This is a genomic window from Duganella sp. LjRoot269, from assembly GCF_964254095.1.
Taxonomy (GTDB): domain Bacteria; phylum Pseudomonadota; class Gammaproteobacteria; order Burkholderiales; family Burkholderiaceae_D; genus Rugamonas; species Rugamonas hordei.
This window is the reverse complement of record NZ_CAXUSL020000001.1, coordinates 1,577,089-1,602,998: the sequence shown is the minus strand read 5'-3', so window position 1 is coordinate 1,602,998 and position 25,910 is coordinate 1,577,089. Positions and strand designations below refer to the sequence as shown.

The following is a 25,910-nucleotide window of genomic DNA, read 5'->3' as shown; positions in this document are numbered from 1 at the left end:
TGCAATAGCTACTTATCACTTAAACATATAGGACTAACGGGGACTAATCATGGGCAAGCTCAGCACACACGTTTTGGATATCACAGTCGGCAAGCCTGGCGCAGGCGTCAAGGTGGCGCTGTATGCGGTGACGGCGCAAGGCCGCGAGCTGCTGAAGACCGACGTCACCAACGCCGACGGCCGCTGCGCGGTGCCGCTGCTGGAAGGCGAGACGATGAAACCGGGGAAGTATGAGCTGGTGTTCGGTGCGGGGGAATACTTCGCGGCGCGCGGCATCGACCTGCCGGAGCCGCGCTTTATCGACGAGGTGACGCTGGCGTTCGGTATCGCCAGCGCCGACCAGAACTACCACGTGCCGCTGGTCGTCTCGCCGTGGGCGTATTCGACCTATCGCGGCAGCTGATTACTTCGGCTTGCCCAGGTATTTGGCGAAGAAGGCTTCCAGCCGCTTGTAGACCTCGGTCTGGTTTTCGGTGTCGTAGAAGCCGTGGCCTTCGTAGTCCACGTAGTACCACTCCGGCGCATGGCCGGCCTTCTCCAGCGCCTCCTTCATCAGGAACGCGTGCTCCTTGGGGGCGGTTTCATCGTGTCCGCCATGGATCAGCAGCACGCCGGCCTTGATGCTGGCCGCGTGCTGCGCCGGCGAATAACGCGCCAGTTCGGCCGCATCCTCGCCGATGTAGCGGACAAAAGTACTGGACATGCGTGAGTTGCCCTTCACCTGGTCTTCCTTGTGCAGCAGCGGCAACTCGTAGATGCCGGCATAGCCTACCGCGCACTTGAACATATCCGGCTCGCGCGCGGCCAGCATCAGGGCGGCGTAGGCGCCGAAACTGCCGCCGTAGGCGCACATCCGCGTGCCGTCCACCGCCCCCTGGGCCACGGTCCATTTCACGCCATCGACCAGGTCGTCGAGTATCTTGCCGCCCCACTCGCGGTAGCCCAGCGTCTTGAAGTGCTCGCCGCGCCCGCCGGAACCGCGATAATTCACCTGCAGCACGGCATAGCCGCGGCTGGCCAGGAACTGCGCGTCGGTGTCGAAGTACCAGGTATCGAACAGGCCGTGCGGGCCACCGTGCGGCAGCAGGATCAGCGGCGGCTTGGCGCCGCTGGCCAGCTTGGGCAGGGTCAGGTAGCCCTCAAGCAGCAAGCCGTCGCGCGCCTTGAATTTGATTGGACGGCGCGGCGCCATCTGGTCCGGGTCGATGCCGCCCATAGACACATACAGCTGGTCGGCCTTGTTGGCTTTGCGGTCGTACAGATAAACCACGCCCGGATCGCGGTCGCTGTGGACAAACGCCAGCAGCTTGGAGCCGTCGTCCGTGGCGCTGACCAGATTGACGGTCGCATCGGGGAACTGGGCACTCAACGCCTGGTGCAGCGCCACGTCAGGATGCGACGGCTCCAGGTAGATCACGCGCGGACGGCCCGTGTGCGTGAACGCGGCGACCGGCAAGGTATGGCTCGATGCGTGCATCACCCGGTCGATGCTGCCGATTTCGTCTTCGGCCACCACACGGCGCTCGTCGCTGTCCAGTTTCTGGCGCACCAGCTTCGACGGACCGCCATGTTCCGAGTACCAGGCCAGGAACTCCTTGTTGTCCGCGCTGAAATCATTCGGCGACAGGCGCGAGCCAGGCTTCTCCTCGACCATCGCCCATTTGCCGGTGGCGTCGCTATAGCGCCACAGCTTGAGGTAATTCTGTTCGTCGGTGGCGATGACGAAACGGGGCTTGCCGTCGTTCTGTACGACGAAGGTGGCGTTGGCGACCGGAATGGTCGTGAGTTCCTTGCGGATGGCCGAGCGGGTATCGACGTCGTACAGCGAGCTGGCCTCGTTGCGCCAGAGGTAGGTCCCCAGCTGCACATGGTCGTTGCGGGTATCGGGGAAGTAGGCTGGAGAGGCGTAGCCCCAGTCGTTGCCGTAGCGTCCGCCCTGTTTGGAATAGGTGGTCATTTCATGGCCGTACAGATAGGCCTGGTTGGTGCCGTCGAAGTCCATCGCCAGCACCTCCCCTGTCGCGTGCGGCGCTTCGCGCGAGCCAACCTCTATGCCCTTTTCCACCACCAGGCGCGTGTTGCTGACCCACTGGTAACTCACCGGCACCGAGAACAGCGGCATGCGTATCGTGCTTTCCAGCTTCAGGTCCGGCAGGCTGTAGAAAGTCACCATCGGTATCGTGCGCTTGCCCACGGGCGTGCGCACCGTTACCGCCAGATGCTTGCCGTCGGGCGACATCTTCGGATTGAAGTACTGGTCTTCGCGCACGAAGCTCTCGATCGGTATCAGCCCGAGCGCGGCCTGGGCGTGGGCCAATGCAGGCGATATCGCGCTGATGGCTAAGGCTAACGGCAATTTCAAGCGCATGATCGACTGGCTCCGGGGAATGATATTGCCTGAAATGCTATCACGCCATACAATGTTTTCATATTGCAATATTTGGAGAGAATTCAGGCATGCGGATGCGCCATCGGCTAAGATGCGCACTATGAATGGATCCCACTCGGCGCTGACCGCGTCTTTTCTGCAACAAGCCGTGGCGCTGCATCAGCAGGGCCTGCTGGAACCGGCGCAAGCGCTGTACCGCCAGGTACTGGAACTCGACCCCGCGCAATTCGACGCCCTGCACCTGCTGGGCGTGATCGCGCGCCAGTCCGGCGATGCGCAAACGGCCATCGCACTCATCTCGCAGGCCATCGCCGTCGACGCATCGCAGGCCAAGGCCCATTGCAACCTCGGCGTCGCGCTGCTCGACGCCGGCCGTGCCGACGAAGCCTTGGCCAGCCACGACCGCGCGATCGCCCTGCAGGCAGGCTACGCGATGGCGTGGAGCAATCGCGGCAACGCCCTGCGCAAGCTGGGGCGACCGGACGAGGCGCTGCTCAGCTACCAGCGCGCGCTGGACATCCAGCCGAAGTACGCCGAAGCGCACTGCAACCGCGCCATCGTGCTGCAGGACCTGGGCCGCTACCTGGACGCGCTGGGCGCGGCGGAAAACGCGCTGCACATCCACGACCGCAACGCCGACGCCTGGTTCGCGCGCGGCAACGCGCTGCACTGCCTGCGCCTGCTGCCTGAGGCGGTGGAGAGCTTCGACCGCGCCATCCATCTGCGGCCGCGCTGGGCCGAAGCGTACAGCGGGCAAGGCGCGGCCTTGCAGCGGCTGGGCGAATTCGGCGCCGCGCTGGACAGCTACGACCGCGCGCTGGAACTCAAGCCGGATTACGCGCTGGCGCACTACCACCGCGGCAACACGCTGCGCTCGATGGGCCGCAACGACGACGCCGTCGCCGCCTACCGCGCCGCGCTGGCGCATGGCGACAATCCGGAAACCATCGCCTTCGCGCTGGCCTCGGTGGGCGCGGGCGACACACCGGCGGCGCTGCCGGCCGAATACGTGCGTTCGCTGTTCGACCAGTACGCCAACCACTTCGACCAGCACCTGGTGGAAGTGCTGGACTACCAGACGCCGGCCTACCTGGACGGCCTGATACGCCGCACCATGGGCGCCGCCGGCCTCGATACGCTGGACCTCGGCTGCGGCACCGGCCTGTGCGGCCCCTACTTGAAGGCCTACTCGCGCAGCCTGGCCGGCGTCGACCTGTCGCAGCAGATGCTGGACAAGGCGGCCATGCGCGACCTGTACGACCAGCTGGCCTGCGACGACGTCGCGACCTGGCTGGACGGCCAGCGGCAGGCCTGGGACCTGGCGGTGGCGGCCGACGTGTTCGTCTACATCGGCGACCTGGCGCCGGTATTCAACGGCGTGCGCGGCGCGCTGCGGCCCGGCGGCCACTTCTGCTTCACGGTAGAGGCCGGCGACGGCGCGGATTACGTCTTGCGTCCCTCCAACCGCTACGCCCACACGCTGCCATATATAAAGCGCCTGGCCGCCGCCCACGGCTTCGCCATCCTCGCCGCGGAACCGCTGTCGGCCCGCCAGGAAAACGGCGCCCCCATCGCCGCCCTCGCCTTGATGCTGAGGAAAGCAACATAGGCAAACTTGCATGTCAGCCGGGCTTGCCTTAGAATCCGTAGCTCTGTGGCCGCGTTTTGGGCCATGCCGTCTGGGCCGGCGCCGTGATCAGGCCGACCAGTTTCCCATGCAAGATTCTTTACGGTGACCCTTGGATACCGTGCCGTTTTGGGTGCAATTTCTTGCGCTCGCCCTCCTGATATTGTGCTCGGCCTTCTTCGCCATGGCCGAAACCGCCCTGATGGCGGCCAACCGCTATCGTTTGCGCCACATGGCCAAACGCGGCAGCCGCCGCGCCATCACCACGCTGTGGCTGCTCGACCGCACCGATAAGCTGCTGTCGCTGGTGCTGATCGCCAATACGCTGATCAACGCCATGGCCACCGCGCTGGTCACCGCCATCGCCATCCAGACCTTCGGCCACGACGACAACGTCATCACCATCTCCACCGGCGTGGTGGCCTTCCTGCTGATCGTGTTCGCCGAGATCTCGCCGAAAGTGCTGGGCGCCACCTTCCCCGAAAAAATCGCGCTGCCGACCAGCATGGTGCTGAAACCGCTGATGACCCTGGCCAAGCCGGTGATCTGGTTCGTCAACCTGTTCGTCTCCATCGTGCTCAAGGCTTTCCGCATCAAGGCCGGCGCACACGCGCACGAGGCGCGCCTGTCGCCGGAAGAGCTGCGCTCGATCGTGCTCGAGGGCGGCAACTTCATCCCGCAAAAGCACAAGAGCATCCTGCTCAACCTGTTCGACCTGGAAACCATCTCGGTCGAGGACATCATGACGCCGCGCTCGCAGATCGAGGCGCTGAACCTGGAACTGACCGTCGACGAAATCAAGCGCGAGCTGACCACCTGCTACCACAACAAGCTGCCCGTCTATGAAGGCGAGATCAACCGTATCATCGGCATCCTGCACGTGCGCAAGGCGGTGGCGCTGCTGAACCAGGAAGACGAGCTGACCGTCGAGCATTTCCGCGAACTGCTGACCACGCCCTACTTCATCCCGCAGGACACCGGCGTGTTCACCCAGCTGCAGTACTTCCAGGAGAACAAGGAGCGCCTGGGCATCATCGTCGACGAGTACGGCGAGGTGCAGGGCCTGGTCACCCTGGACGATATCATCGAGGAAATGATCGGTGAATTTACGACATCGATGCCGGGTGCCGCGCGCGCCGACACCTTCGGCTGGAACGAGCAGGGAGAATGCCTGCTGGAGGGCTCGACGGCGCTGCGCGACGTCAACAAACGCCTGGGCCTGAACTTCCCGCTGGACGGCCCGAAGACGCTGAACGGCATGCTGCTCGAGTTGTTGCAGGAAATCCCGGACGCGCCGATCAGCATCAAAATCGACCAGTGCATCATCGAAGTGGTGCAAGTCCACGACCAGGCCATCAAAGTCGTCAAATTGATACGTCCGGGTAGCAAACGCAGTCACTAATCCGCATCAATCCCGCATCAATCGCGTGGGCTTAAGCAACATTGCGGAGTACAATCGTTTCTTGGGAGCGACAAACGGCTTTACAAATATGATGCCTGAGAGCATCATTCCGTGATCCGCCCTCCTCCATCCGACGAACGCTTCTATGGCAGCAGTCCTACCCAACGCCGCGCCAGGCGCCCCGATGCCGGGGTTGGCACGCGCATTGCTGCAAGCGGGACGCCTTTCCGCCGTCCAGGCCGAGGCGTTGCAAAAAAAAGCCGTGGGCGAGAAACTGGCGTTCATCGACGTGCTGCTGGCCAGCGGCGCGATCGACTCGCGCGCGCTGGCCACCTTCTGTTCCGAAACCTTCGCCTATCCGATGATGGACGTGCAGGCGCTGAACGTCGAGGCGCTGCCGGCCAAGATCATCGACAACAAGCTGATGCAGGCGCAGCGCGTGATCGCGCTGGCCAAGCGCGGCAACAAGATGTCGGTGGCGATTTCCGATCCGACCAATATACAAGCGCTGGACCAGATCAAATTCCAGACCGAGTCGACGGTCGAACCCATCATCGTCCCGCATGACGCGCTGCTGCAGCTGCTGGCCAGGCTGAACAAGACCAGCGAGCAAAGCATCAGCGACCTGGCCGGCGACGAGGCCGACATCCAGTTCGCCGAAGAGGAAGACGCCGCGGCGGCGGCCTCGGCGGCGGCCGACGCCGGCGCCAACGACGTCGAGGACGCGCCGGTGGTGCGCTTCCTCAACAAGATGCTGATGGACGCCGTCAACATGGGCGCCTCGGACTTGCACTTCGAACCGTTCGAGAAATTCTACCGCGTGCGCTTCCGCGTCGACGGCGTGCTGATGGAGCACGCCCAGCCGCCGATCTCGATCAAGGAAAAGCTGGTGTCGCGCATCAAGGTGCTGGCCAAGCTGGACATCTCGGAAAAGCGCATCCCGCAGGACGGCCGCATGCGCCTGATCGTGTCGCCGACCAAGACCATCGACCTGCGCATCTCGACCCTGCCGACGCTGTTCGGCGAGAAGACCGTCATGCGCATCCTGGACGCGACCCAGGCCCAGATGGGCATCGACGCGCTCGGCTACGATCCGGACCAGAAGGAATTGCTGCTCGACGCCATCCAGCGCCCGTACGGCATGGTGCTGGTGACGGGCCCGACCGGCTCGGGCAAGACGGTGTCGCTGTACACCTGTTTGAACGTCATCAACAAGCCCGGCATCAACATCTCCACCGCCGAAGATCCGGCCGAGATCAACCTGCCGGGCGTGAACCAGGTCAACGTCAACGACAAGGCCGGCCTGACCTTCCCGGTGGCGCTGAAGTCCTTCCTGCGCCAGGATCCGGACATCATCATGGTCGGCGAGATCCGCGACCTGGAAACGGCCGACATCGCCATCAAGGCCGCCCAGACCGGCCACATGGTGTTCTCGACGCTGCACACCAACGACGCGCCGTCGACCCTGACGCGGCTGATGAACATGGGCGTGGCGCCGTTCAACATCGCCTCGTCGGTGATCTTGATCACCGCCCAGCGGCTGGCGCGCCGGCTGTGCACCTGCAAGCAGCCGGTGGAGATTTCGCACGACCTGCTGCTCAAGGCCGGCTTCAAGGAACACGAGCTCGACGGCAGCTGGAAGCCGTACGGCCCGGTCGGTTGCGAACGCTGCAACGGCGGCGGCTACAAGGGCCGCGTCGGCATCTACCAGATCATGCCGATCTCGCCGGCGATCGAGGCGATCATCCTGGCGCATGGCAACTCGATGGAAATCGCCGCCAAGTCGGAAGAGGAAGGCGTGAAGTCGCTGCGCCAGTCCGGCCTGGTGAAAGTGCGTAACGGTCTGACCAGCCTCGAAGAAGTGCTCGGCTGTACCAACGAATAGGAAACATACCCATGGCGACATCCGGCAACGCAGGCCACCAGGTCAAGGAATCGATTTTCGCCTGGGAGGGCAAGGACAAGAGCGGCAAGACCGTGCGCGGCGAGCTGCGCGCCGGCGGCGAGGCGGTGGTCAACGTCACCCTGCGCCGCCAGGGCATCATGGTCACCAAGGTCAAGAAAAAGGCCTACCGCAGCGGCAAGAAAATCACCGACAAGGATATCTCGCTGTTCACGCGCCAGCTGGCGACGATGATGAAGGCCGGCGTGCCGCTGCTGCAATCGTTCGACATCGTCGGCAAGGGCCACGCCAATCCGTCGGTGTCCAAGCTGGTGATGGACTTGCGCGCCGATATCGAGACCGGCACCAGCCTGAACCAGGCGTTCCGCAAGTTCCCGCTGTATTTCGATCCGCTGTTCTGCAACCTGGTCGGCGCCGGCGAACAGGCCGGCATCCTGGAAGACCTGCTGACGCGGCTGGCGATCTACAAGGAAAAGACGCTGGCCATGAAGGCCAAGATCAAGTCGGCGCTGATGTATCCGGTGTCGATCCTGGCGGTGGCCTTCATCGTCACGGCCGTGATCATGATCTGGGTGGTGCCGGCGTTCAAGGAAGTGTTCAAGAGCTTCGGCGCCAACCTGCCGGCGCCCACGCTGTTCGTGATGGCGCTGTCGGAATTCTTCGTCACCTGGTGGTACCTGATTTTCGGCGGGCTGTTCGCGGGGATCTACTTCTTCTTCCGCGCCTGGCAGCGCTCCTTGCAGATGCAGCGCTTCATGGACAAGCTGCTGCTCAAGCTGCCGGTGTTCGGCGACGTGATCCGCAAGGCCACCATCGCCCGCTGGACCCGCACGCTGGCCACCATGTTCGCCGCCGGCGTGCCGCTGGTGGAGTCGCTCGATTCGGTCGGCGGCGCGGCCGGCAACGCCGTGTACCTGGACGCCACGCGCAAGATCCAGAACGAGGTCAGCACCGGCACCAGCCTGACGGTGGCGATGCAGAACGCCGACGTGTTCCCCAACATGGTGACGCAGATGGTCGCCATCGGCGAGGAGTCCGGTTCGCTGGACGCCATGCTGGGCAAGGTGGCCGACTTCTACGAGGAAGAAGTGGACGAGGCCGTGGCCTCGCTGTCGAGCCTGATGGAGCCGGCCATCATGGTCATCCTGGGCGTGCTGATCGGCGGCCTGGTGATCGCGATGTACCTGCCGATCTTCAAGCTCGGTTCGGTGGTGTAGCCGGCGCGGGCGTTGCGGGGTCCGGCCGGCGCAGCGCCACGATCTGGTGGCGCGCCTCGGCCAGCACCTCGTCGGCCTGGTCGAGGATGGTTTCTATGGTCTCCCGCTCGGCGCTGCCGGGCGGCAGGCGGTGCGCGACGCTCTGGAAGCGCAGGATCATGCCCTGTATGCTTTGCAGCAGCGTATCGTGCAGCGCGGCCGCCGCGCGCGCGCGGTGCTCCAGCCGCCGCCGCATCCGCCGCATGCACACCAGCAGCAGCGCCGAAGGCACTGCGCAGGCCAGCAATAATAGCGGTATCAAGTAGGAAGGCAAGAGCGGCTCCGGGCCGGATGGGGCAGTTCATCACAGTGCCATAACTCGCTGGCGCGGCCCATATCTCCAACGAGGGAAGACGCGTATTGATTGCGATGGTAATCAATTTGACCTACAATCTGCCCATGCGCATCACCAAAGAAAAAGCCGAGGAAAACCGTAACGCACTGGTGCAGGCGGCCGGCCGCCTGTTCCGCGAGCGCGGCATCGACGGCGTCGGCGTGGCTGAAATCAGCAAGGAAGCGGGCCTGACCCACGGCGCGCTGTATGCGCACTTCCCGTCCAAGGAAGCGCTGGCGGCCGAAGCGCTGGGCTACGGCGTGCAGCGCGCGGCCGCGCGGCTGGGCAAGCACGCCAAGGACGGCATCCCCGACCTGGCCGAGTTCCTCGACTATTACCTGGCCCCCGCCACCCGCGACGACATGTCCGGCGGCTGCGCATTGGCGGCCTCGGCCAGCGAGATCGGCCGCCAGGACGCGGCCCTCAGCGCCCACTTCGCCGAAGGCTTCCTGCGCACCGCGACCGCGTTCGAGCGGCAGGTCGCCAAGGCCAGGCCGGAAGCCGACGCGCGCCAGACCGGACTGACGATCGCCGCCGCGATGATAGGCGGCGTGGCGGCGGCGCGCGCCGTCGCCAAGGCGGATCCGGCGCTGTCGGACGAGGTGCTGGCGGCGGTGCGCAACATCCTGGGCGAACTGGGTGGATTGCCTTGAAAAACGGCGCCGCAATGTTGCCGTAATGCTTTATTATGGGCTGGTGATTATCCTGCGGCCCTGAGCTTCTTTCCTATGCCTGAATCGACCCTGCTGTTCGCCCCCGCCGGCAACCTGGCCATCAGCCTCATCGCCGGCCTGTTCGGCCTGCTGTTCGGCAGCTTTCTCAACGTCGTGATCCACCGCCTGCCGAAGATGATGCAGCGCGAATCGGACAATTACGTCGCCTCCGAATCGGGCAAGCAATTGCCGCACACCGACCGCTACAACCTGATGGTGCCGCGCTCGGCCTGCCCGCACTGCAAGCACCAGATCACGGCGCTGGAAAACATCCCGGTGGTCAGCTACCTGGTGCTGCGCGGCCGCTGCAGCAACTGCAAGGCGCCGATCTCGGCCCGCTATCCGGCCGTCGAGGCGCTGACGGGCACGCTGAGCGCCGTGATGATCTGGCACTTCGGCAGCGGCTGGGCCGGCCTGTCGACCCTGCTGTTCCTGTATGCGCTGATCGCCATGACCTTCATCGACTTCGATACCCAGCTGCTGCCGGACGACCTGACCTACCCGTTGCTGTGGGCCGGCCTGATCATGAACATCAACGGCACCTTCGTGCCGCTGCGCGACGCCGTCATCGGCGCGGCGGCCGGCTACCTGGTGCTGTGGTCCATCTACTGGCTGTTCAAGCTGGCGACAGGCAAGGAAGGCATGGGCTATGGTGACTTCAAGCTGCTGGCCGCGCTGGGCGCGTGGATGGGCTGGACCATGCTGCCGACCATCATCCTGCTGTCGTCGGTGGTGGGCGCCATCGTCGGCATCGCGCTGATCGTGTTCGCCAAGCACGGCCGCAACAACCCGATTCCGTTCGGCCCCTACCTGGCGGCGGCCGGACTGGTCGCCATGCTGTACGGCGCGCCGATCGCCGCCTTCACGATGAGCTTTGTACCCTGACCCCGCCATGAACACGCTGCCCACGCTGCCCTTCTCCATCGGCCTGACCGGCGGCATCGGCAGCGGCAAGAGCACCGTGGCCGACATGTTCGCCGCGCGCGGCGCCAGCATCGTCGACACCGACCAGATCGCCCACAGCCTGACGGCGCGGCACGGCGCGGCGATGCCGGCCATCGTCGCCGAATTCGGCCCCGGGTTTGCCGACGCCTCCGGCGCGCTCGACCGCGCGCGCATGCGCAGCCTGGTGTTTGCCGACGCCGGCGCCAAGGCCAGGCTGGAAGCCATCCTCCATCCCCGCATCCGCGACGCCGCGCTGGCCGCGGCCGCAGCGGCCACCGGCAGCTACGTGATCTTCGCCGTGCCGCTGCTGGTCGAATCCGGTTCCTGGCGTGAGCGCGTCACGCGCATCCTTGCGGTAGACTGCCCGGAAGAAGTGCAAATTGCGCGCGTGATGGCGCGAAACAATTTGCCCGAAGCGCAGGTCCGCGCCATCATGGCGGCGCAGGCCAGCCGCCAGCAAAGGCTGGACGCGGCGGACGACGTGATTGAAAACGGCGGCGGAATCGAGGCGCTGGAGCCCCAAATCGACCGCCTGCACCATTTATATTTGGAAATGAGCTGGCATTTTCAAAAAGAACGGTAACAATACCTTCGCAACGTTTGTAATTTTGCTTCGCTTGCTTCAAAATCACGAGAATTCATCGCAAGTCCACCACACAGAGGGATGTTATTTTGATTGTCTACGAATATCCTTTCAACGAGCGCATCCGCACGTTGTTGCGACTGGAGGATCTGTACGAGAAATTCAAGTTCTTTGTGCATCAAGAACATCCCATGCAGCACCACGTCGCGCTGGCGACCATCTTCGATATGCTGGAAGTGGCCGGCCGCGCCGACCTGAAGTCCGACCTGCTGCAGGAACTGGAGCGCCAGCGCCAGAGCCTGCTGGGCTATCGCATGAATCCCAATGTACAAGCCGAAACGCTGGACGCCATCCTGGCCGAGCTGGACGGCGTCAGCAGCGCGCTGGTCGCCGCCCAGGGCAAGACCGGGCAGAACGTGCGCGACAATGAATGGCTGATGAGCATACGCGGCCGCACCATCATTCCGGGCGGCGCCTGCGAATTCGACCTGCCGTCCTACTACGCGTGGCAAAAGCGTCCGGCCGAGCAGCGCTTCAACGACATCGTCAACTGGTTCGCGCCGCTGGCGCCGCTGTTCGACGCGCTGGGCCTGGTGCTGCGCCTGCTGCGCGATTCCGGCGGCCCGGTCAAGATGATCGCCGTCGCCGGCAGCTACCAGCAGATGTTGCAGGGCAAGGTGTACCAGATGCTGCGGCTGACCCTGGACGAATCGCTGGGCGCGATCCCGGAAATTTCCGCCAACAAGTACATGTTGTGGGTGCGCTTTACCAGCCAGGGCGGCGACCTGAAACCCAAGCCGCTGGAAGATGATGTACCATTCGAGCTCACCCTCTGTAACTTCTGAAGATTGATCATGGCCACCGTAGTTGACTGCCCTACCTGCTCCGCCAAAGTGGAGTGGAAGGAAGAGAATAAGTATCGCCCGTTCTGCTCGGAACGCTGCAAACAGATAGACCTCGGCGCCTGGGCCGAGGAAAAATACACGATACCTGCCGAGCCGCCGAAGGATCCCTTCGACGAGGAATAAAACAGCGGGGTCAGTTCCGGCAATCGGACACGAGCTCGACAGCGTCGCTGTCGAGCTCGTGTCCGATTGCCGGAACTGAGGTATCCCGGATTTCCCGGACAGTTAAATAGGCACACAGAATTGTGCCTCGACTTTTACCGGTGTCTGGTACCTTAAGGTTTGGTGCAGACGCATTTGATTGTAGTACACCGCAATGTAGTCGTTGACGACCGCTGCCGCCTCAGCGCGAGTCGGAAAGATCCGGTCGTGTATCAGTTCATTCTTCAAGCTTGAAAAGAAACTCTCGGCCACGGCATTGTCGTGACAGTTTCCTTTGCGGCTCATGCTGGCCTGCAAGCCATGTCGCCCCATCAACTCTCGATAGTCGTGCGATCCATAGGCGCTGCCTTGGTCACTGTGGAAGATGAGGCCCGGTGCAGGTTTTCTTTGATCAATAGCCATCTGAAGTGCTGCGGTCGGCAACGCGACGACCGGGGCATCATGCATCGACCAGCCCACTACCCGACGCGCAAACAGATCTAAGACTACCGCCAGATGCAGGAATCCCTCTTTGGTGCGTATCATCGTCATGTCACCAACCCAGACCTGGTTCGGCAGCCCAACCTGAAAGCGACGCTGCACCAGATTGGGGGCCGGTGGCTGCGAGCGGTCCTTGGCTTGTTTGGAGTGAGCACGACGGCTGCGGTTGGATTTCACCCCGTCGAGCTTACGCAACCGGGCAATGCGGTGTTTGCCGCAACGAACGCCTTGCCCATTAAGCAGGCGCCAGGTCTTGACTGAACCCGGAATCCAGCGGTGTTCCGTGTGCACGCGAACAATCTCCTGCCGCAAGGCCATATCTTCCAAGCTATGCAAGCTCTGTGGCGCCGCCTTGTAGGCGTAATAACGGCTACGACTGATGTCTAGCGCCCGGCACAATGACTTGACGGCAAACTCGCGGCGGTAGCGGTCGATATAGGCGTACTTCACTTCGCTAGGCGAGTTAAGTACGCATCGAACTTTTTTAGGATGTCCAGTTCTTCCTCGGCCTTAGCCAACCGGCGCCGCAGTTGCGTCACTTCATCCTCCTCGTCCAAGCGTGGACGCCCCGGGATTCGGAATTTCTCATCCGGAACCAGCTGATCAAATTTCCTGGCCCATTTGTAGAGCAGGTTACGGCGAATACCTAGTTCCAGTGCCAGGTCGGTCGCAGTTTGCTCTCGTTGCCGCAACCTAACGACCGCCTGCCGCTTAAACTCATCCGAGAACACTGTGCGCAGTCTGGCTGTTTCGTTCTCCATGGCTATCCTCCCGAGGCATGCTGACCTCTGTTAGAGTGTCCATGAAACCCGGGGTTCCTCAAACTGACCCCGCTTTTCGGAACTGACCCCGCTTTTCTTAGCTGTAGCGCACCTGCTCCAGCCACTCCAGCAACGGGATCGTGGCCGGCAGCAGCGGTTCGACGCCCACCGTTCCCTGCCATGCGAACGCCTGCCCTTCCAGGCTTTGCGGTTCGCCATGCCAGTCGCGGCTGATGTAGAAATGCAGCCGCACGTGCGCGTGCGGGTACACGTACTCGACGCCGCACCACTCCTCGGCGCTGTTGATGGTCAGCCCCAGCTCCTCGACAAACTCGCGCTTGAGCGCCTGCAGTATCGTCTCGCCCGGATCGACTTTCCCGCCGGGGAACTCCCAGTAGCCGTCGTACGGTTTGCCCGCCGGGCGCTGGCCCAGCAGCACGTCGCCGTTCGGCTTGACCAGGATGCCCACCGCCACGTCGACCGGCTTGACCTTCACCTCCGCGCCGCTCATGCCTGCTTTCCGGCGTAGTCCTTGGCGAACTGCCACGCCACGCGGCCCGAGCGCGAGCCGCGCTGCAAGGCCCAGCGCAGGGCGTCGGCGCGCGCCGCCTCGATCTGCGCCTCGCTGCAGCCCAGCGACGACAGCCAGTGGCCGACGATGGCCAGGTAGTCGTCCTGCTTGAACGGGTAGAAGGTCAGCCACAGGCCGAAGCGCTCGGACAGCGAAATCTTCTCTTCCACCGTCTCGCCCGGATGCAGGTCGCCGTCCTCGTCGTGCTTGTATGTCATGTTATCCGACATCCGCTCCGGCATCAGGTGACGGCGGTTGGAGGTGGCGTAGATCAGCACATTGTCCGACTGCGCCGAGATGCTGCCGTCCAGCGCCACCTTCAACGCCTTGTAGCCGCTCTCGCCTTCCTCGAACGACAGGTCGTCGCAGAAGACGATGAAGCGCTCCGGCCGCCCGGCCACGATGTCGACGATGTCCGGCAGCTCGGCCAGGTCGGCCTTGTCCACCTCGATCAGGCGCAGGCCGTCCTTGGCGAACTGGTTCAGGCAGGCCTTGATCAGCGAGGACTTGCCGGTGCCGCGCGCGCCGGTCAGCAGCACGTTGTTGGCCGGCTTGCCCTGCACGAACTGGCGGGTGTTCTGTTCGATCTGCTCTTTCTGCGGGCCGATGTGCTGCAGGTCGTCCAGCGCGATCGGCGACACGTGGGCCACCGCTTGCAGGTAGCTGGCGCCGCCGCCGTTGCGCTTGCGCCAGCGGAAAGCGAAGCCCAGCTTCCAGTCCGGCTCGCGCGGCGCCTGCGGCAGCACCGCCTCCACGCGCGCCAGCAAGGCCTCGGCGCGCACCAGGAATTGTTCGAGAGGCGTCGCCATCTTAGGAACGGTAGTCGGCGTTGATGCTGACGTAGTCGTGCGACAGGTCGCAGGTGTAGACCGTGGCCGCCGCCGCGCCGCGCGCCAGCTTGACGCGCACCAGGATCTCGCTCTGCTTCATCACACGCTGGCCGTCCTCCTCCTTGTAGTCCGGATTGCGGCCGCCGTTCTTGGCCACCCACACGTCGTCCAGGTACATATTCAGCTTGCTGACATCCAGGTCGTCGACGCCGGCGTAGCCGATGGCGGCCAGGATGCGGCCCAGGTTGGGGTCGGAGGCGAAGAAGGCGGTCTTCACCAGCGGCGAATGGCCGATCGAATAGGCGATCTTGCGGCACTCTTCGACGCTCGCGCCCTCTTCCACGGTGATGGTGATGAACTTGGTGGCGCCTTCGCCGTCACGCACGATGGCCTGCGCCAGGAACAGCGACAGCTCGGTGACGGCGGCCGCCAGCTCGGCGTATGCCGGCGAGTCCACCGAGTCGATCACCAGCGAGCCGGCGCCGGTGGCGATCAGCATGAAGGAATCGTTGGTCGAGGTGTCGCCGTCGATGGTGATGCAGTTGAACGACTTGTCGGCCACCTGCTTGACCAGCACGTCGAGCACCGGCTGCGCGACCTTGGCGTCGAACGCCAGGTAGCCCAGCATGGTCGCCATGTTCGGCTTGATCATGCCGGCGCCCTTGCTGATGCCGCTCATGGTGACGCTGTGGCCGCCGATGGTGACGGTGCGCGAACCGGCTTTCGGCTGCGTGTCGGTGGTCATGATGGCTTCGGCGGCGTTGTACCAGTTGTCGGCCTTCAGGCCGGCGACCGCTTGCGGCAGGCCGGCGATCACCTTGGCGGCCGGCAGCGGCTCGAGGATCACGCCGGTGGAAAACGGCAGGATCTGCGACGCGTCGCAGCCCAGTTGCGCGGCCAGCGCGGCGCAGGTTTCATTGGCCAGCGACAGCCCCAGTTCGCCGGTGCCGGCGTTGGCGTTGCCGGTGTTGATCAGCAGCGCGGCGATCGGCTTGCCGCTTTCCTTGGCTGCCGCCAGGTGGGCCTTGGCGATCTGCACCGGCGCGGCGCAGAAGCGGTTCAGCGTGAACACGCCGGCCACGGTGGCTGTCGGCGCCACTTTCATCACCAGCACGTCCTTGCGGTTCGGCTTCTTGATGCCGGCTTCGGCAAAGCCGATTTCGATGCCGGCTACAGGCTTCAGGGCGGAGGCGACGGGCAGAGGGGAATTGACGGCCATATAAGTGATCTCGTGGGTGGAAAGTGGGAGCCGCTATTGTAATACCTGACGACGCAAACTGCGCAGGGGCATAGTGGACGCCGCATGGCGGCCATGATGGATGTCGTACAACCCCATGATTTCGTTGAGAAAATATTCATTTTTCAACGCAAAAACCACAGAAAATTAGAACACTCGTTCGGTTTTTAATAAATGCGGTTCGTGCCGTACGGAAATTCGTTTATCGTGAGCCCCGAAATGCCCACCCCCGCATGTCACGAGACAAAAAGACGACACGATCGTCTGCCGCAGACCACACGGACAATAAATCAAAGGATACAGACCACATGAAAAAGCAAGTTTTAGCAGCTGCCGTCTTCGCCGCCACCGCCGCTCTGCAAGCGCAGGCCGGCACCCTGGATGACGGCAACCTGAGCATCAGCGGCTTCGGCACGCTGGGCGTCGCCAAGAGCAATACCGATCAAGCGCAGTTTGCCCGCTACAACCAGGCCGAAGGCGTGGCCGACAAGGCCAAGATCGGCCTGGACTCCAACCTGGGCCTGCAGGCGACCTACAAGCTCAACGACTGGCTGTCGGGCACCGCGCAGATCCTGACCCGCAAGAACACCAGCCCGAGCTTCACCACCGACCTGACCTGGGCCTTCCTCAAGGCCCGCGTCAACGATGAAGTCAGCGTGCGCGTCGGCCGCGTCGTGCCGGCCATCTTCCTGATCTCCGACTACCAGAACGTCGGCTACGCCAACACCATGATGCGTCCGCCGATCGAGATGTACGGCCAGGCCCCGATTGAAAACGTCGACGGCGCCGACGTCAACTTCCAGCGCGCCTTCGGCGATTTCAACTTCACCACCCAGGCGTTCGCCGGCGTCAGCCGCGGCAAGCTGTTCATCCCGACCGCCGGCGGCGTCGTCGCCACCTACCGCGCGCCGGCCGTCGGCATCAGCTTCACCGGCGAATACGGCCCGTTCGTGGTGCGCGTCGGCCACGCGCAAGCTGACCTGAAGAGCAACGACCTGACCCCGATCAACAGCCTGACCGCGACGCTGACCAAGGTCGGCTTCGGCCAGCTGGCCAACGACATCGGCCTGACCGACGGCAAGAAGATCGCCTTCACCTCGCTGGGCGCGACCATGGACTGGAACAGCATCCTGGTGCAGACCGAGTACGCGCAGCGCCGCGCCAAGGAAGCCGTCTACATCCCGGACACCAACGCCTGGTACGTGCTGGCCGGCTACCGCGTCGGCAAGGTGCTGCCGTACTACGCGCACGCCGCCTACACCGACGCGGGCAGCTCGGTGACTCCGCCGGCCACCTTCCCGAAGACCGGCCCGCTGGGTTCGACCGTGTACGGCCTGCTGAAATCGGCCGAGCAATCGTCCGACCTGATCGGCGTGCGTTGGGACTTCGCCAAATCGATCGCGCTGAAGGTGCAGGTCGACCGCGTCAAGCCCAAGACCAAATCGGGTTCGCTGATCTACGTACCGGCAACCGGCATCACCAACAACGTTACCGTCGTCGGCGCCGCGCTCGACTTCGTATTCTGATCGGGAGGCACACATGAAAAAATTGATTATCGCCGCGCTGCTGTCGTCGCTGGCCGCCGCCGCCTCGGCGGAAACCGTCGTCATCGTCAGCCAGAAGAATCCGGCGACCCGCATGTTCTCGGAACAGGCGTCGCAATTCTTCCTCGGTAAATCCAACCTGTTCACGCCGATCGACCAGGCCGAAGGCTCCCACATCCGCGCCGAGTTCTACCAGAAAGTCGCGGAAAAGGATCCTGCACAGGTCAAGGCCCTGTGGTCCAAGCTGGTCTTCACCGGCAAGGCCACGCCGCCGAAGGAATATCCGAACAATGCCGAGGTGAAGAAAGCAGTTGCTGCCGATCCGAAGGCGATCGGTTATATTGACAAGTCGGCAGTGGACGATACCGTCAAGGTGATCCTTACCCTGCCTTAACCCCAGGCAGCCGCTTCATCCCGCCGTCCCACAGGGCGGCGGGCGCGCTCCTGGCATACCCACCGGGAGTGCATGTTTTGAGACTATCGCTGCGCGCGAAATTCCTGCTGCTGAGCGCCGTCATCCAGGCGCTGGTGGTCGGCCTGCTGATCTGGAACAGCCTGCGCCTGATGAACCACGCCGTCAGCACCAACGCCGAGCGGGTCGCGCAAGAATACGCGGTAACGCTCAACCTCTCCCTCAGCCCCTACGCCACGCGCGGCCGCCTGCCGGAACTGGCCGGCTACCTGGCCGAGATGCTGTCCGACCCGGACGACAGCTTCCTGCGCTACCTCGTCATCCTCGACCAGGACGAACAACCTATCATCGAAGTGGGCAAGCGCGCCATGCCGCTGCCCGAAATCCTCAGGCAAGGCGGAGGCACCAGCTTCAAAGGCGTGCGCACCCTCATCAGCGGCGCCACGCTGCACGCGCGCTCGCCGCTGCTGCTGCAGGATAACCGCATCGGCTCGGTCAACTTCGGCCTGACCACCAAGGACCTGAAACAGGCGCGCGACGAGGTGATGGTCCAGGGCGGACTGATTTCGCTGGTCGGCCTGGCGCTCGGGCTGGTGCTGTTCTACGCCTTCACCCACGGCATCGGGCGCCGGCTGGACGCGCTGACGGGCCAGTCGGAACAGATGGCGCTGGGCGACTACAGCAAGGCGCTGCCGGTCGAGGGCGGCGACGAGATCACCGTCTTCACCCGCGCGCTCAACACCATGAGCGCGACGCTGCGCGAGCGCATCGCCCAGCTGGAGCAGTCGCAATTGCGGCTGTCGGAATCGGAGGCGCGCTTCAAGACCCTGTTCGACATGGCGCCGCTGCCGCTGACGGTATCGGACCGCGACGGCCGCATCGTCGCCGCCAACCGGGCGCTGACGCATACCTTCGGCGCGGCCGCCACCAACCTGATCGGCAAGCGCAGCGACGAAGTGCCGTTCTGGGCCAGCGCCATCGAGCGCGAACGCATCTGGGATATGTACCGGACCGAAGGCGCCGTGCATGGCGCGGTGGCCGGCGTACTGCTGCCCGACGGCAGCGTGGGCAGCGTGGCGATCTGGTCGTCGTCGCTGACCTTGGACGGCAACCCGTCCATCATCTGGGCGCTGCTGGACCTGACCGAGGAACTCAACGCCAAGCGCGAGCTGAAGGACTTGAACGTGTCGCTGGAGAGCCGCGTGAGCGAACGCTCGGCCGCGCTGGAGCGCGCCAACGCCGACCTGAGCGCGGCGCTCGAGACCCTGCAGCGCACCCAGGACGAGCTGCTGGCGGCGGAGAAGATGGCGTCGCTGGGATCGCTGGTGGCCGGCATCGCGCACGAACTGAACACGCCGATCGGCAACAGCCTGCTGGCGTCGACCGCGCTGCGCGACCGCGTGGTGGAATTCGACCGCCACGTGGCGGCGGGCGCGCTGCGGCGCTCCGAACTGACGGCGCACCTGGACGAGGTGCGCATGGCCAGCCAGTTGATTTCCGGTTCGTTGCACAAGGCGGCGGAACTGATCTCGTCGTTCAAGCAGATCGCGGTCGACCAGACCAACGACCAGCGGCGCACGTTCGACCTGCAGGCGGCGGTGCACGACACGCTGGCCACCTACCTGCCGCGCCTGCGCCGCAGCGGTTGCGAGGCGGTGATGCAGATCGAGGAAGGGCTGGTGTTCGACTCCTATCCGGGCGCGCTGTACCAGGTCTTGAACAACCTGATCAACAACGCGCTCAACCACGCCTTCGAGGGCCGCCACGGCGGCACCATCACCGTGCGCGGCGAGACGGTCGACGAAGGCATCGTCGAGCTGATGTTCAGCGACGACGGCGCCGGCATGCCGGAGGACGTGCTGCGCAAGGTGTTCGATCCGTTCTTCACCACCAAGATGGGCCAGGGCGGCACCGGGCTGGGGATGAATATCGTCTATAACATCGTAACCGGCGTGCTGGGCGGACGCATCATCATCGATTCGGCGCCGGGCGTGGGCACGGCGGTGCGCATGCTGCTGCCGCGCGTCGCACCGCAGCGCGAGACGAAGTAAAACGCCGCCGTCTTCACGATCCCTTTCTGTTCTCCAGCCTATTTTGCCAGCAGCACGGTGCGGTTCAATACCAGTGTTGTCTGCTGTCCCGCCCCCGCCCCGGGCTGGCCCGAGCCGACACTCAGCTTGTACTGGCCGGGCATCAACTGCCGCGTGCCATCGCGCGTAACAAAGCTCAGGTCGCGCGGCGACAGACGGAAGCTGATCTGGCGGCGCTCGCCCGCCTTCAGCGTCACGCGCTGGAAACCGCGCAGCGCCAGCCGCGGCGCGCCCTCGAATGCCGGCGGCGTCAGGTACAGTTGGGCGACCTCGTCGCCGGCGCGGGTGCCGGTGTTGGCGATCTCGGTGGTGACCACCACGCCATTTTCCGGCGCGCCGCCCACCGGCGCTATCCGCAGCGGCGTATAGCTGAAGGTGGTGTAGCTCAAGCCGTCGCCGAACGAATAGACCGGCGTGCCGGCGTAATAGCGGTAGGTACGCCCCTGCATCGCGTAGTCGTCGAAGGGCGGCAGGTCGGCCAGGCCGCGGTAGAAGGTCAGCGGCAGGCGTCCGCCGGGATCGGCACGGCCCGCCAGCACGTTGGCGACCGCCAGGCCGCCGGCCTGGCCCGGATACCAGGCTTCCAGGATGGCGGCGGCATTGTCCTTCGCCCATGACAAGTCGAGCGCGCTGCCGTTCATCAGGACCACGACCAGGGGTTTGCCCAGCGCCTTGGCGCGCTCCAGCAAACGGCGCTGTTCCGCCGGCAGGTCCAGCGAGGTCTTGTCGCCGCCGGCAAAGCCGTCGATCTTCAGCGCCATCTCTTCGCCTTCCAGATCCGAAGTCAGGCCGACCACGGCGACGATGACATCGGCGTCGGCGGTGCCGGCCTTCAGGTCGGCGTCGACGTCGGTCGAGACCCGTTTCCAGTACAGGCCGGGCACGCCGCTGCCGCCCGCCTCCGCATGGAAGCGCAGCGGGTAGCGCTGGCCCTGCTCCAGCCGGACCTCATGCAGTTGCAACGGTTCCGCCCATTGCGAATAGGCCAGGGCTTCGACCGCCGGCCGGCCACCCACCGTCAGCGTCCCCTTCACGCCGGTCACGCCGAGGCGGTAGGTGCCGCTCTCCGGCGCGACCAGGTCGCCGCTCCAGACCACCATGTGGTGTTCGTCGACCTGCTTCAGCTCGAGCGCATGCGATTCCAGCCCCGGTTCGATGCGGGTGGCGGCCGGCGTGCCGTCGTACTTGCCGTCGTTGCGGTTGAAGTAGTCCGCGCGCAGGCCGGGCTGGCCGTCGGGTGTGCGCAGCGCGGCCGCCGGGACCGGATCGCCGTCGGTGACCGAGGCGCCGGCGGGCACCAGCGTCACCCGCGCCTGCGGCAGCACGCGGCGCAAGCCGTCGACCACCGACACCGGCGGCGCCGACAGCGTCGAGGAGTAATTGCCGCGCAGGACGCGGGTGGCGTCGGCCAGCGGACCGATCACCGCCAGCTTCAGGCCGGGCTTGAGCGGCAGCACGCCATCGTTCTTCAGCAGCACCAGGCTCTTGGTCGCGGCCTGCAGCGCCAGCTCCTGATGCGCCGCCGTGCCGATGGCGCTGACCGGAACGGCGCTGCCGCCGCGCGGTGCGAATCCCGCTAGGTCGCCGTTGCGATAGCGCGCCGAGAACAGGCGCACCAGCGCGCGGTCGATATCGGCGCCGCCGATCAGGCCGCGCTGCCACGCTTCGCGGTAACGCGCGCTCAAGCCCGGCACGTCGCCCAGCGTCTTGGTGTTGCACTCGTTGTCGGTGCCGGCCTTCAAGGCGACGGCCACCGCGGCGGCCGGATCCGGCGCATATTTGTGCTGCTCCGAGATATCGGTCACGGCATCGCAATCGGACACCACATAGCCCTTGAAGCCCCAGGCGCCGCGCAGGGTTTGCTTGAGCAGCAGTTCGCTGCCGCAGGCCGGCTGGCCGTCGATGCGGTTGTAGGCGCACATGATCGATCCGGCCTTGCCGTCCACGATGGCGGCGCGGAACGCGGGCAGATAGGTGTCTTCCAGGTCATGCGCGGAGACGAAGACGTCCGCGAGGTGCCGTGTCGACTCCGGCCCGCTGTGCACGGCGAAATGCTTGGGCGTGGCGATCACCTGCGGCAGGTCCGGGTTCGGGCCCTGCATGCCCTGGATGAAGGCGACACCCAGCGCCGCCGTCAGCTGCGGGTCTTCGCCATACGTCTCCTGCCCGCGCCCCCAGCGCGGATCGCGGAAGATATTGATATTCGGCGACCACGTGTCGAGGCCGGTGCCGATGCGTCCCAGGTGCCCGGTCGCGCGGCCCAGCGTGTGCAGCGCGCGGACCTCGACGCTGATCGCCGAGGCGACCTGCTGAACGAGGGGGGCGTCGAAACTGGCGGCGAGCCCGATGGGTTCCGGGAAGTTGGTGGTCGGCACCGGTCCCAGCGCGCCGTGCAGCGACTCGGTCCACCAGTTGTAGGCGGGGATACCAAGGCGCGGCAGTGCCGGCGCAACGTTCAGCAACTGGTCTATCTTTTCGTCCAGCGTCATCTGCGTCACCAGGGCGCGGGCCTGCGTTTCCGCCTGGGTCCGCACATCGGCGCCCTGGGCGGCGGCCGGAATGGCCAACGCCAGGAGCAGCGCGCAGTAGGTGGATGTCCCCGTATTTTTTTTCATGTTAGTTCCAATGTTATAGAAGTGAAAAATGGTTGCGGTACCATTTTTGCTCGTGATCCTGTCGTCCAAAGTGCAGCCATGGAAATGTAATGCGGGGATTACTGAATAACCAATAACTTTTTAACGAACAACGATATCACTATGGATATCGCAGCCGTTTGCATGCGCAAAAAAAACCCGTAAAGCCTGGACTTTACGGGTTTGTTTGCTTCACGCCAGGCTGTTCAAGCCAGCTTGCCGTGGCAGGCCTTGTACTTCTTGCCGCTGCCGCAAGGGCATGGATCGTTGCGGCCGACCTTCAGGCCCAGCTCCATCAGCTGTTCGCCGCTCAGGCCTTGCAGTTCCGGCGGCAGGCCGCTGACCTGCGCGGGCGCCAGCAGTTCCTCCGGCGCGGCGTTCGGGTTGAAGTCGGCGTGCTGGTAGTGCACGTTTTCCACGTGCGACTGCTGCATCGCCGCTTCCGCAGCGTCGATCTCTTCGCGCGACTGGATGCGTACCGTCATGATCAGCTTGACCACTTCGTTCTTGATCATGTCCAGCATCTGGCCGAACAGTTCGAACGCCTCGCGCTTGTATTCCTGTTTCGGATTCTTTTGCGCATAGCCGCGCAGGTGGATACCCTGGCGCAGGTGGTCCAGCGCGGCCAGGTGCTCGCGCCAGTGGCTGTCGACGCTCTGCAGCATGACGTTGCGCTCGAAGCCGCCGAACGATTCCTTGCCGACGATATCGATCTTCGACTGGTACAGCGCGTCGGCAGCGGCCAGCACGCGTTCCAGGATGTCGTCGTCGTTCAGGTTCTGTTCCGTTTCCAGCATGGAGCGCAGCGGCAGGTCGATCTGCCACTCCGACGCCAGCGCCGCTTCCAGGCCCTTGATGTTCCACTGTTCCTCGACCGATTCCGCCGGCACGTATTCGCGTACCAGGTCGGTGAAGGCGCCGTGGCGCAGGGACTCGATCAGCTCCGAGATGTCGGTGGTTTCCAGCAGCTCGTTGCGCTGCTGGTAGATCACTTTGCGCTGGTCGTTGGCGACGTCGTCGTATTCCAGCAGCTGCTTGCGGATGTCGAAGTTGCGTGCCTCGACCTTGCGCTGCGCCGATTCGATCGAACGCGAAACGATGCCCGCTTCGATCGGTTCGCCTTCCGGCATCTTCAGGCGGTCCATGATGGCGCGCACGCGGTCGCCCGCGAAGATGCGCAGCAGCTGGTCGTCCAGCGACAGGAAGAAGCGCGACATGCCCGGGTCGCCCTGGCGCGCCGCGCGGCCGCGCAGCTGGTTGTCCACCCGGCGCGATTCGTGACGCTCGGTGCCGACGATGTGCAGGCCGCCTGCGGCAACCACCTGCTCGTGCAGCGCCTGCCAGCCGTCGCGCAGCGCCTTGGCCTGCGCGGCCTTGTCGGCGTCGCTCAGTTCAGGATTGGCTTCGACGAACTGGATCTGCTTTTCGACGTTACCGCCCAACACGATGTCGGTACCGCGACCGGCCATGTTGGTGGCGATGGTGATCGCCTTCGGGCTGCCCGCCTGGGCGATGATTTCCGCTTCGCGGGCGTGCTGCTTGGCGTTCAGGACGTTGTGCGGCAGGCCGCCCTTGGTCAGGATGCCCGACAGCAGTTCCGAGTTTTCAATCGAGGTGGTACCGACCAGCACCGGTTGGCCGCGGTCGTAGCACTCGCGGATTTCCAGCATCATGGCGTTGTACTTCTCGGCCGAGGTCTTGTAGACCTGATCCTGGCGGTCCTTGCGCTGCGAAGGACGGTTAGGCGGGATCACCACGGTCTCGAGGCCGTAGATCTCCTGGAATTCGTAGGCTTCGGTATCGGCGGTACCGGTCATGCCGGCCAGCTTCGCATACATGCGGAAGTAGTTCTGGAAGGTGATCGAGGCCAGCGTCTGGTTCTCGTTCTGGATCTTCACGCCCTCTTTCGCTTCGACTGCCTGGTGCAGGCCGTCGGACCAGCGGCGGCCCGTCATCAGGCGGCCGGTGAATTCGTCGACGATCACCACTTCATTGTTCTGCACCACGTAGTGCTGATCCTTGAAGTACAGCGCGTGCGCGCGCAGCGCAGCGTACAGGTGGTGCACCAGCGTGATGTTGGCCGAGTCGTACAGCGAGGCGCCTTCCGGCAGCAGGCCCATCTTGGTCAGGATCGCTTCGGCCTTTTCGTGGCCGGCTTCGGTCAGCAGCACCTGGTGGGCTTTTTCGTCCTTGGTGTAGTCGCCCGGGACTTCGATCTTGCCCTTGCCGTCCGGGGTTTCCTCGCCGATCTGCTGGGTCAGCAAACGCGGCAGTTCATTGATCTTGTAGTACAGGTCGGTGTGGTTCTCGGCCTGGCCGGAGATGATCAGCGGGGTGCGCGCTTCGTCGATCAGGATCGAGTCGACTTCATCGACGATGCCGAAGTTCAGCGCGCGCTGCACGCGGTCGCGGGCCTCGAACACCATGTTGTCGCGCAGGTAGTCGAAGCCGAATTCGTTGTTGGTGCCGTAGGTGATGTCGGACGCGTAGGCCGCCTGCTTGGTGGCGTGCTCCATCTGCGACAGGTTGATGCCGGTGGTCAGGCCCAGCCAGCTGTACAGCTTGCCCATGGTTTCCGCGTCGCGCTGCGCCAGATAGTCGTTGACGGTGACGATGTGCACGCCCTTGCCCGACAGCGCGTTCAGATAGGCCGGCAGGGTCGCGGTCAGGGTCTTGCCCTCGCCGGTGCCCATTTCGGCGATCTTGCCGTAGTGCAGAACCATGCCGCCGATCAGCTGCACGTCGAAGTGGCGCATCTTGAAGACGCGCTTGCTCGCTTCGCGGCAGACGGCAAACGCTTCGGGCAGGAGCGTATCGAGCTCCTCGCCATTGGCGATGCGTTCCTTGAATGCAGGCGTTTTCGCTTGCAGCTCGGCGTCCGACAGTTTTTCCATCGCCGGCTCGAGCGCATTGATCTCGCGTACCGTTTTTTGGTATTGCTTGAGCAGCCGCTGGTTGCGGCTACCGAAAATCTGGGTCAGTAATGACATGCTTGAATTCTTGAAAAAACGCCGTTAAAAAAAGCTCTGTAGGTGAAAAACGCCTTACCGCACGGAGTTCGACTATGGCAAAAGACGGTGATTTTATCATGCGTCCGCGCCTACATTGGGTTATTGGCTTATATAACAATAGC

General features: G+C 64.2%; 22 protein-coding genes. 13 read left to right on the top strand and 9 right to left on the bottom strand.

What is annotated here, in order from left to right:
- Nucleotides 1-49: 49 nt before the first annotated feature.
- Entirely contained in the window at nt 50-403 is a 354-nt protein-coding gene (uraH, locus tag ACSQ3S_RS07090) for a hydroxyisourate hydrolase (RefSeq protein WP_436141956.1), read from the top strand.
- On the opposite strand, the gene ACSQ3S_RS07085 is transcribed toward uraH, so the two are convergent.
- Nucleotides 404-2,368, bottom strand: coding sequence for a prolyl oligopeptidase family serine peptidase (locus ACSQ3S_RS07085; protein WP_436141955.1), 1,965 nt, complete (start codon nt 2,366-2,368; stop codon nt 404-406). It lies immediately after the preceding gene.
- Nucleotides 2,369-2,489: 121 nt separating this feature from the next.
- Between ACSQ3S_RS07085 and ACSQ3S_RS07080 the strand changes: the two genes are divergently transcribed.
- The 4 genes from ACSQ3S_RS07080 to ACSQ3S_RS07065 all read left to right on the top strand — a co-directional run bounded on the left by ACSQ3S_RS07080 (nt 2,490) and on the right by ACSQ3S_RS07065 (nt 8,538).
- Nucleotides 2,490-3,998, top strand: coding sequence for a tetratricopeptide repeat protein (locus tag ACSQ3S_RS07080; protein ID WP_436141954.1), 1,509 nt, complete (start codon nt 2,490-2,492; stop codon nt 3,996-3,998).
- A 130-nt stretch (nt 3,999-4,128) separates the two neighbouring features.
- Complete coding sequence (locus tag ACSQ3S_RS07075; protein ID WP_176654607.1) at nt 4,129-5,418, top strand: HlyC/CorC family transporter; 1,290 nt, start codon at nt 4,129-4,131, stop codon at nt 5,416-5,418.
- A 145-nt stretch (nt 5,419-5,563) separates the two neighbouring features.
- On the top strand, nt 5,564-7,303 hold the full coding sequence (gene pilB / locus ACSQ3S_RS07070; RefSeq protein ID WP_436141953.1) for a type IV-A pilus assembly ATPase PilB: 1,740 nt from the start codon (nt 5,564-5,566) through the stop codon (nt 7,301-7,303).
- An 11-nt stretch (nt 7,304-7,314) separates the two neighbouring features.
- Entirely contained in the window at nt 7,315-8,538 is a 1,224-nt protein-coding gene (locus tag ACSQ3S_RS07065) for a type II secretion system F family protein (protein WP_353399854.1), read from the top strand.
- Here ACSQ3S_RS07065 and ACSQ3S_RS07060 read toward each other — a convergent pair.
- Complete coding sequence (locus ACSQ3S_RS07060) at nt 8,516-8,851, bottom strand: histidine kinase (RefSeq protein WP_176654610.1); 336 nt, start codon at nt 8,849-8,851, stop codon at nt 8,516-8,518. The two genes, ACSQ3S_RS07065 and ACSQ3S_RS07060, sit on opposite strands and share 23 nt — an antisense overlap.
- A 125-nt stretch (nt 8,852-8,976) precedes the next feature.
- On the opposite strand from ACSQ3S_RS07060, the gene ACSQ3S_RS07055 reads away from it, so the two are divergent.
- The 5 genes from ACSQ3S_RS07055 (at nt 8,977) to yacG (ending at nt 12,180) form a co-directional block, all read left to right on the top strand.
- On the top strand, nt 8,977-9,564 hold the full coding sequence (locus ACSQ3S_RS07055) for a TetR/AcrR family transcriptional regulator (RefSeq protein WP_353399848.1): 588 nt from the start codon (nt 8,977-8,979) through the stop codon (nt 9,562-9,564).
- 75 nt (nt 9,565-9,639) lie between these two features.
- Nucleotides 9,640-10,509 carry a prepilin peptidase gene (locus ACSQ3S_RS07050; protein ID WP_436141952.1) on the top strand — a complete coding sequence of 290 codons (870 nt, stop codon included), beginning with the start codon at nt 9,640-9,642 and terminating at the stop codon, nt 10,507-10,509.
- A gap of 7 nt (nt 10,510-10,516) precedes the next feature.
- Nucleotides 10,517-11,152 carry a dephospho-CoA kinase gene (coaE, locus tag ACSQ3S_RS07045; protein WP_436141951.1) on the top strand — a complete coding sequence of 212 codons (636 nt, stop codon included), beginning with the start codon at nt 10,517-10,519 and terminating at the stop codon, nt 11,150-11,152.
- A gap of 89 nt (nt 11,153-11,241) precedes the next feature.
- On the top strand, nt 11,242-11,997 hold the full coding sequence (gene zapD, locus ACSQ3S_RS07040) for a cell division protein ZapD (RefSeq protein WP_176654614.1): 756 nt from the start codon (nt 11,242-11,244) through the stop codon (nt 11,995-11,997).
- 9 nt (nt 11,998-12,006) lie between these two features.
- Entirely contained in the window at nt 12,007-12,180 is a 174-nt protein-coding gene (gene yacG / locus ACSQ3S_RS07035) for a DNA gyrase inhibitor YacG (RefSeq protein WP_176654615.1), read from the top strand.
- A 102-nt stretch (nt 12,181-12,282) separates the two neighbouring features.
- Here yacG and ACSQ3S_RS07030 read toward each other — a convergent pair whose 3' ends face one another.
- The 5 genes from ACSQ3S_RS07030 to argJ form a co-directional block, all read right to left on the bottom strand.
- Nucleotides 12,283-13,149 carry an IS3 family transposase gene (locus ACSQ3S_RS07030; protein WP_413449690.1) on the bottom strand — a complete coding sequence of 289 codons (867 nt, stop codon included), beginning with the start codon at nt 13,147-13,149 and terminating at the stop codon, nt 12,283-12,285.
- Nucleotides 13,146-13,460: a transposase gene (locus ACSQ3S_RS07025; protein ID WP_353403268.1), complete on the bottom strand. Its 315-nt coding sequence runs from the start codon at nt 13,458-13,460 to the stop codon at nt 13,146-13,148. The genes ACSQ3S_RS07030 and ACSQ3S_RS07025 overlap by 4 nt, the downstream gene beginning before the upstream one ends.
- Before the next feature lie 97 nt (nt 13,461-13,557).
- Nucleotides 13,558-13,971 carry an 8-oxo-dGTP diphosphatase MutT gene (gene mutT / locus ACSQ3S_RS07020; RefSeq protein WP_176654616.1) on the bottom strand — a complete coding sequence of 138 codons (414 nt, stop codon included), beginning with the start codon at nt 13,969-13,971 and terminating at the stop codon, nt 13,558-13,560.
- A complete protein-coding gene (locus tag ACSQ3S_RS07015; RefSeq protein ID WP_353399837.1) occupies nt 13,968-14,840 on the bottom strand; it encodes an ATP-binding protein in 873 nt (290 codons plus the stop codon). The genes mutT and ACSQ3S_RS07015 overlap by 4 nt, the downstream gene beginning before the upstream one ends.
- Nucleotide 14,841: 1 nt before the next feature.
- A complete protein-coding gene (gene argJ / locus ACSQ3S_RS07010) occupies nt 14,842-16,080 on the bottom strand; it encodes a bifunctional glutamate N-acetyltransferase/amino-acid acetyltransferase ArgJ (RefSeq protein ID WP_436141950.1) in 1,239 nt (412 codons plus the stop codon).
- 326 nt (nt 16,081-16,406) lie between these two features.
- Between argJ and ACSQ3S_RS07005 the strand changes: the two genes are divergently transcribed.
- The 3 genes from ACSQ3S_RS07005 (at nt 16,407) to ACSQ3S_RS06995 (ending at nt 20,105) form a co-directional block, all read left to right on the top strand.
- On the top strand, nt 16,407-17,624 hold the full coding sequence (locus ACSQ3S_RS07005; RefSeq protein ID WP_436141949.1) for a porin: 1,218 nt from the start codon (nt 16,407-16,409) through the stop codon (nt 17,622-17,624).
- Between the two features lie 13 nt (nt 17,625-17,637).
- Nucleotides 17,638-18,036 carry a hypothetical protein gene (locus tag ACSQ3S_RS07000; RefSeq protein ID WP_176654620.1) on the top strand — a complete coding sequence of 133 codons (399 nt, stop codon included), beginning with the start codon at nt 17,638-17,640 and terminating at the stop codon, nt 18,034-18,036.
- A gap of 77 nt (nt 18,037-18,113) precedes the next feature.
- Nucleotides 18,114-20,105, top strand: a complete 1,992-nt coding sequence (locus ACSQ3S_RS06995) for an ATP-binding protein (RefSeq protein WP_436141948.1) — start codon at nt 18,114-18,116, stop codon at nt 20,103-20,105.
- Nucleotides 20,106-20,143: 38 nt separating this feature from the next.
- On the opposite strand, the gene ACSQ3S_RS06990 is transcribed toward ACSQ3S_RS06995, so the two are convergent.
- Both ACSQ3S_RS06990 and secA read right to left on the bottom strand, forming a co-directional pair.
- Entirely contained in the window at nt 20,144-22,759 is a 2,616-nt protein-coding gene (locus ACSQ3S_RS06990; RefSeq protein ID WP_436141947.1) for a glycoside hydrolase family 3 C-terminal domain-containing protein, read from the bottom strand.
- A 224-nt stretch (nt 22,760-22,983) separates the two neighbouring features.
- Complete coding sequence (gene secA / locus ACSQ3S_RS06985; protein WP_176654623.1) at nt 22,984-25,767, bottom strand: preprotein translocase subunit SecA; 2,784 nt, start codon at nt 25,765-25,767, stop codon at nt 22,984-22,986.
- Nucleotides 25,768-25,910: the final 143 nt, after the last annotated feature.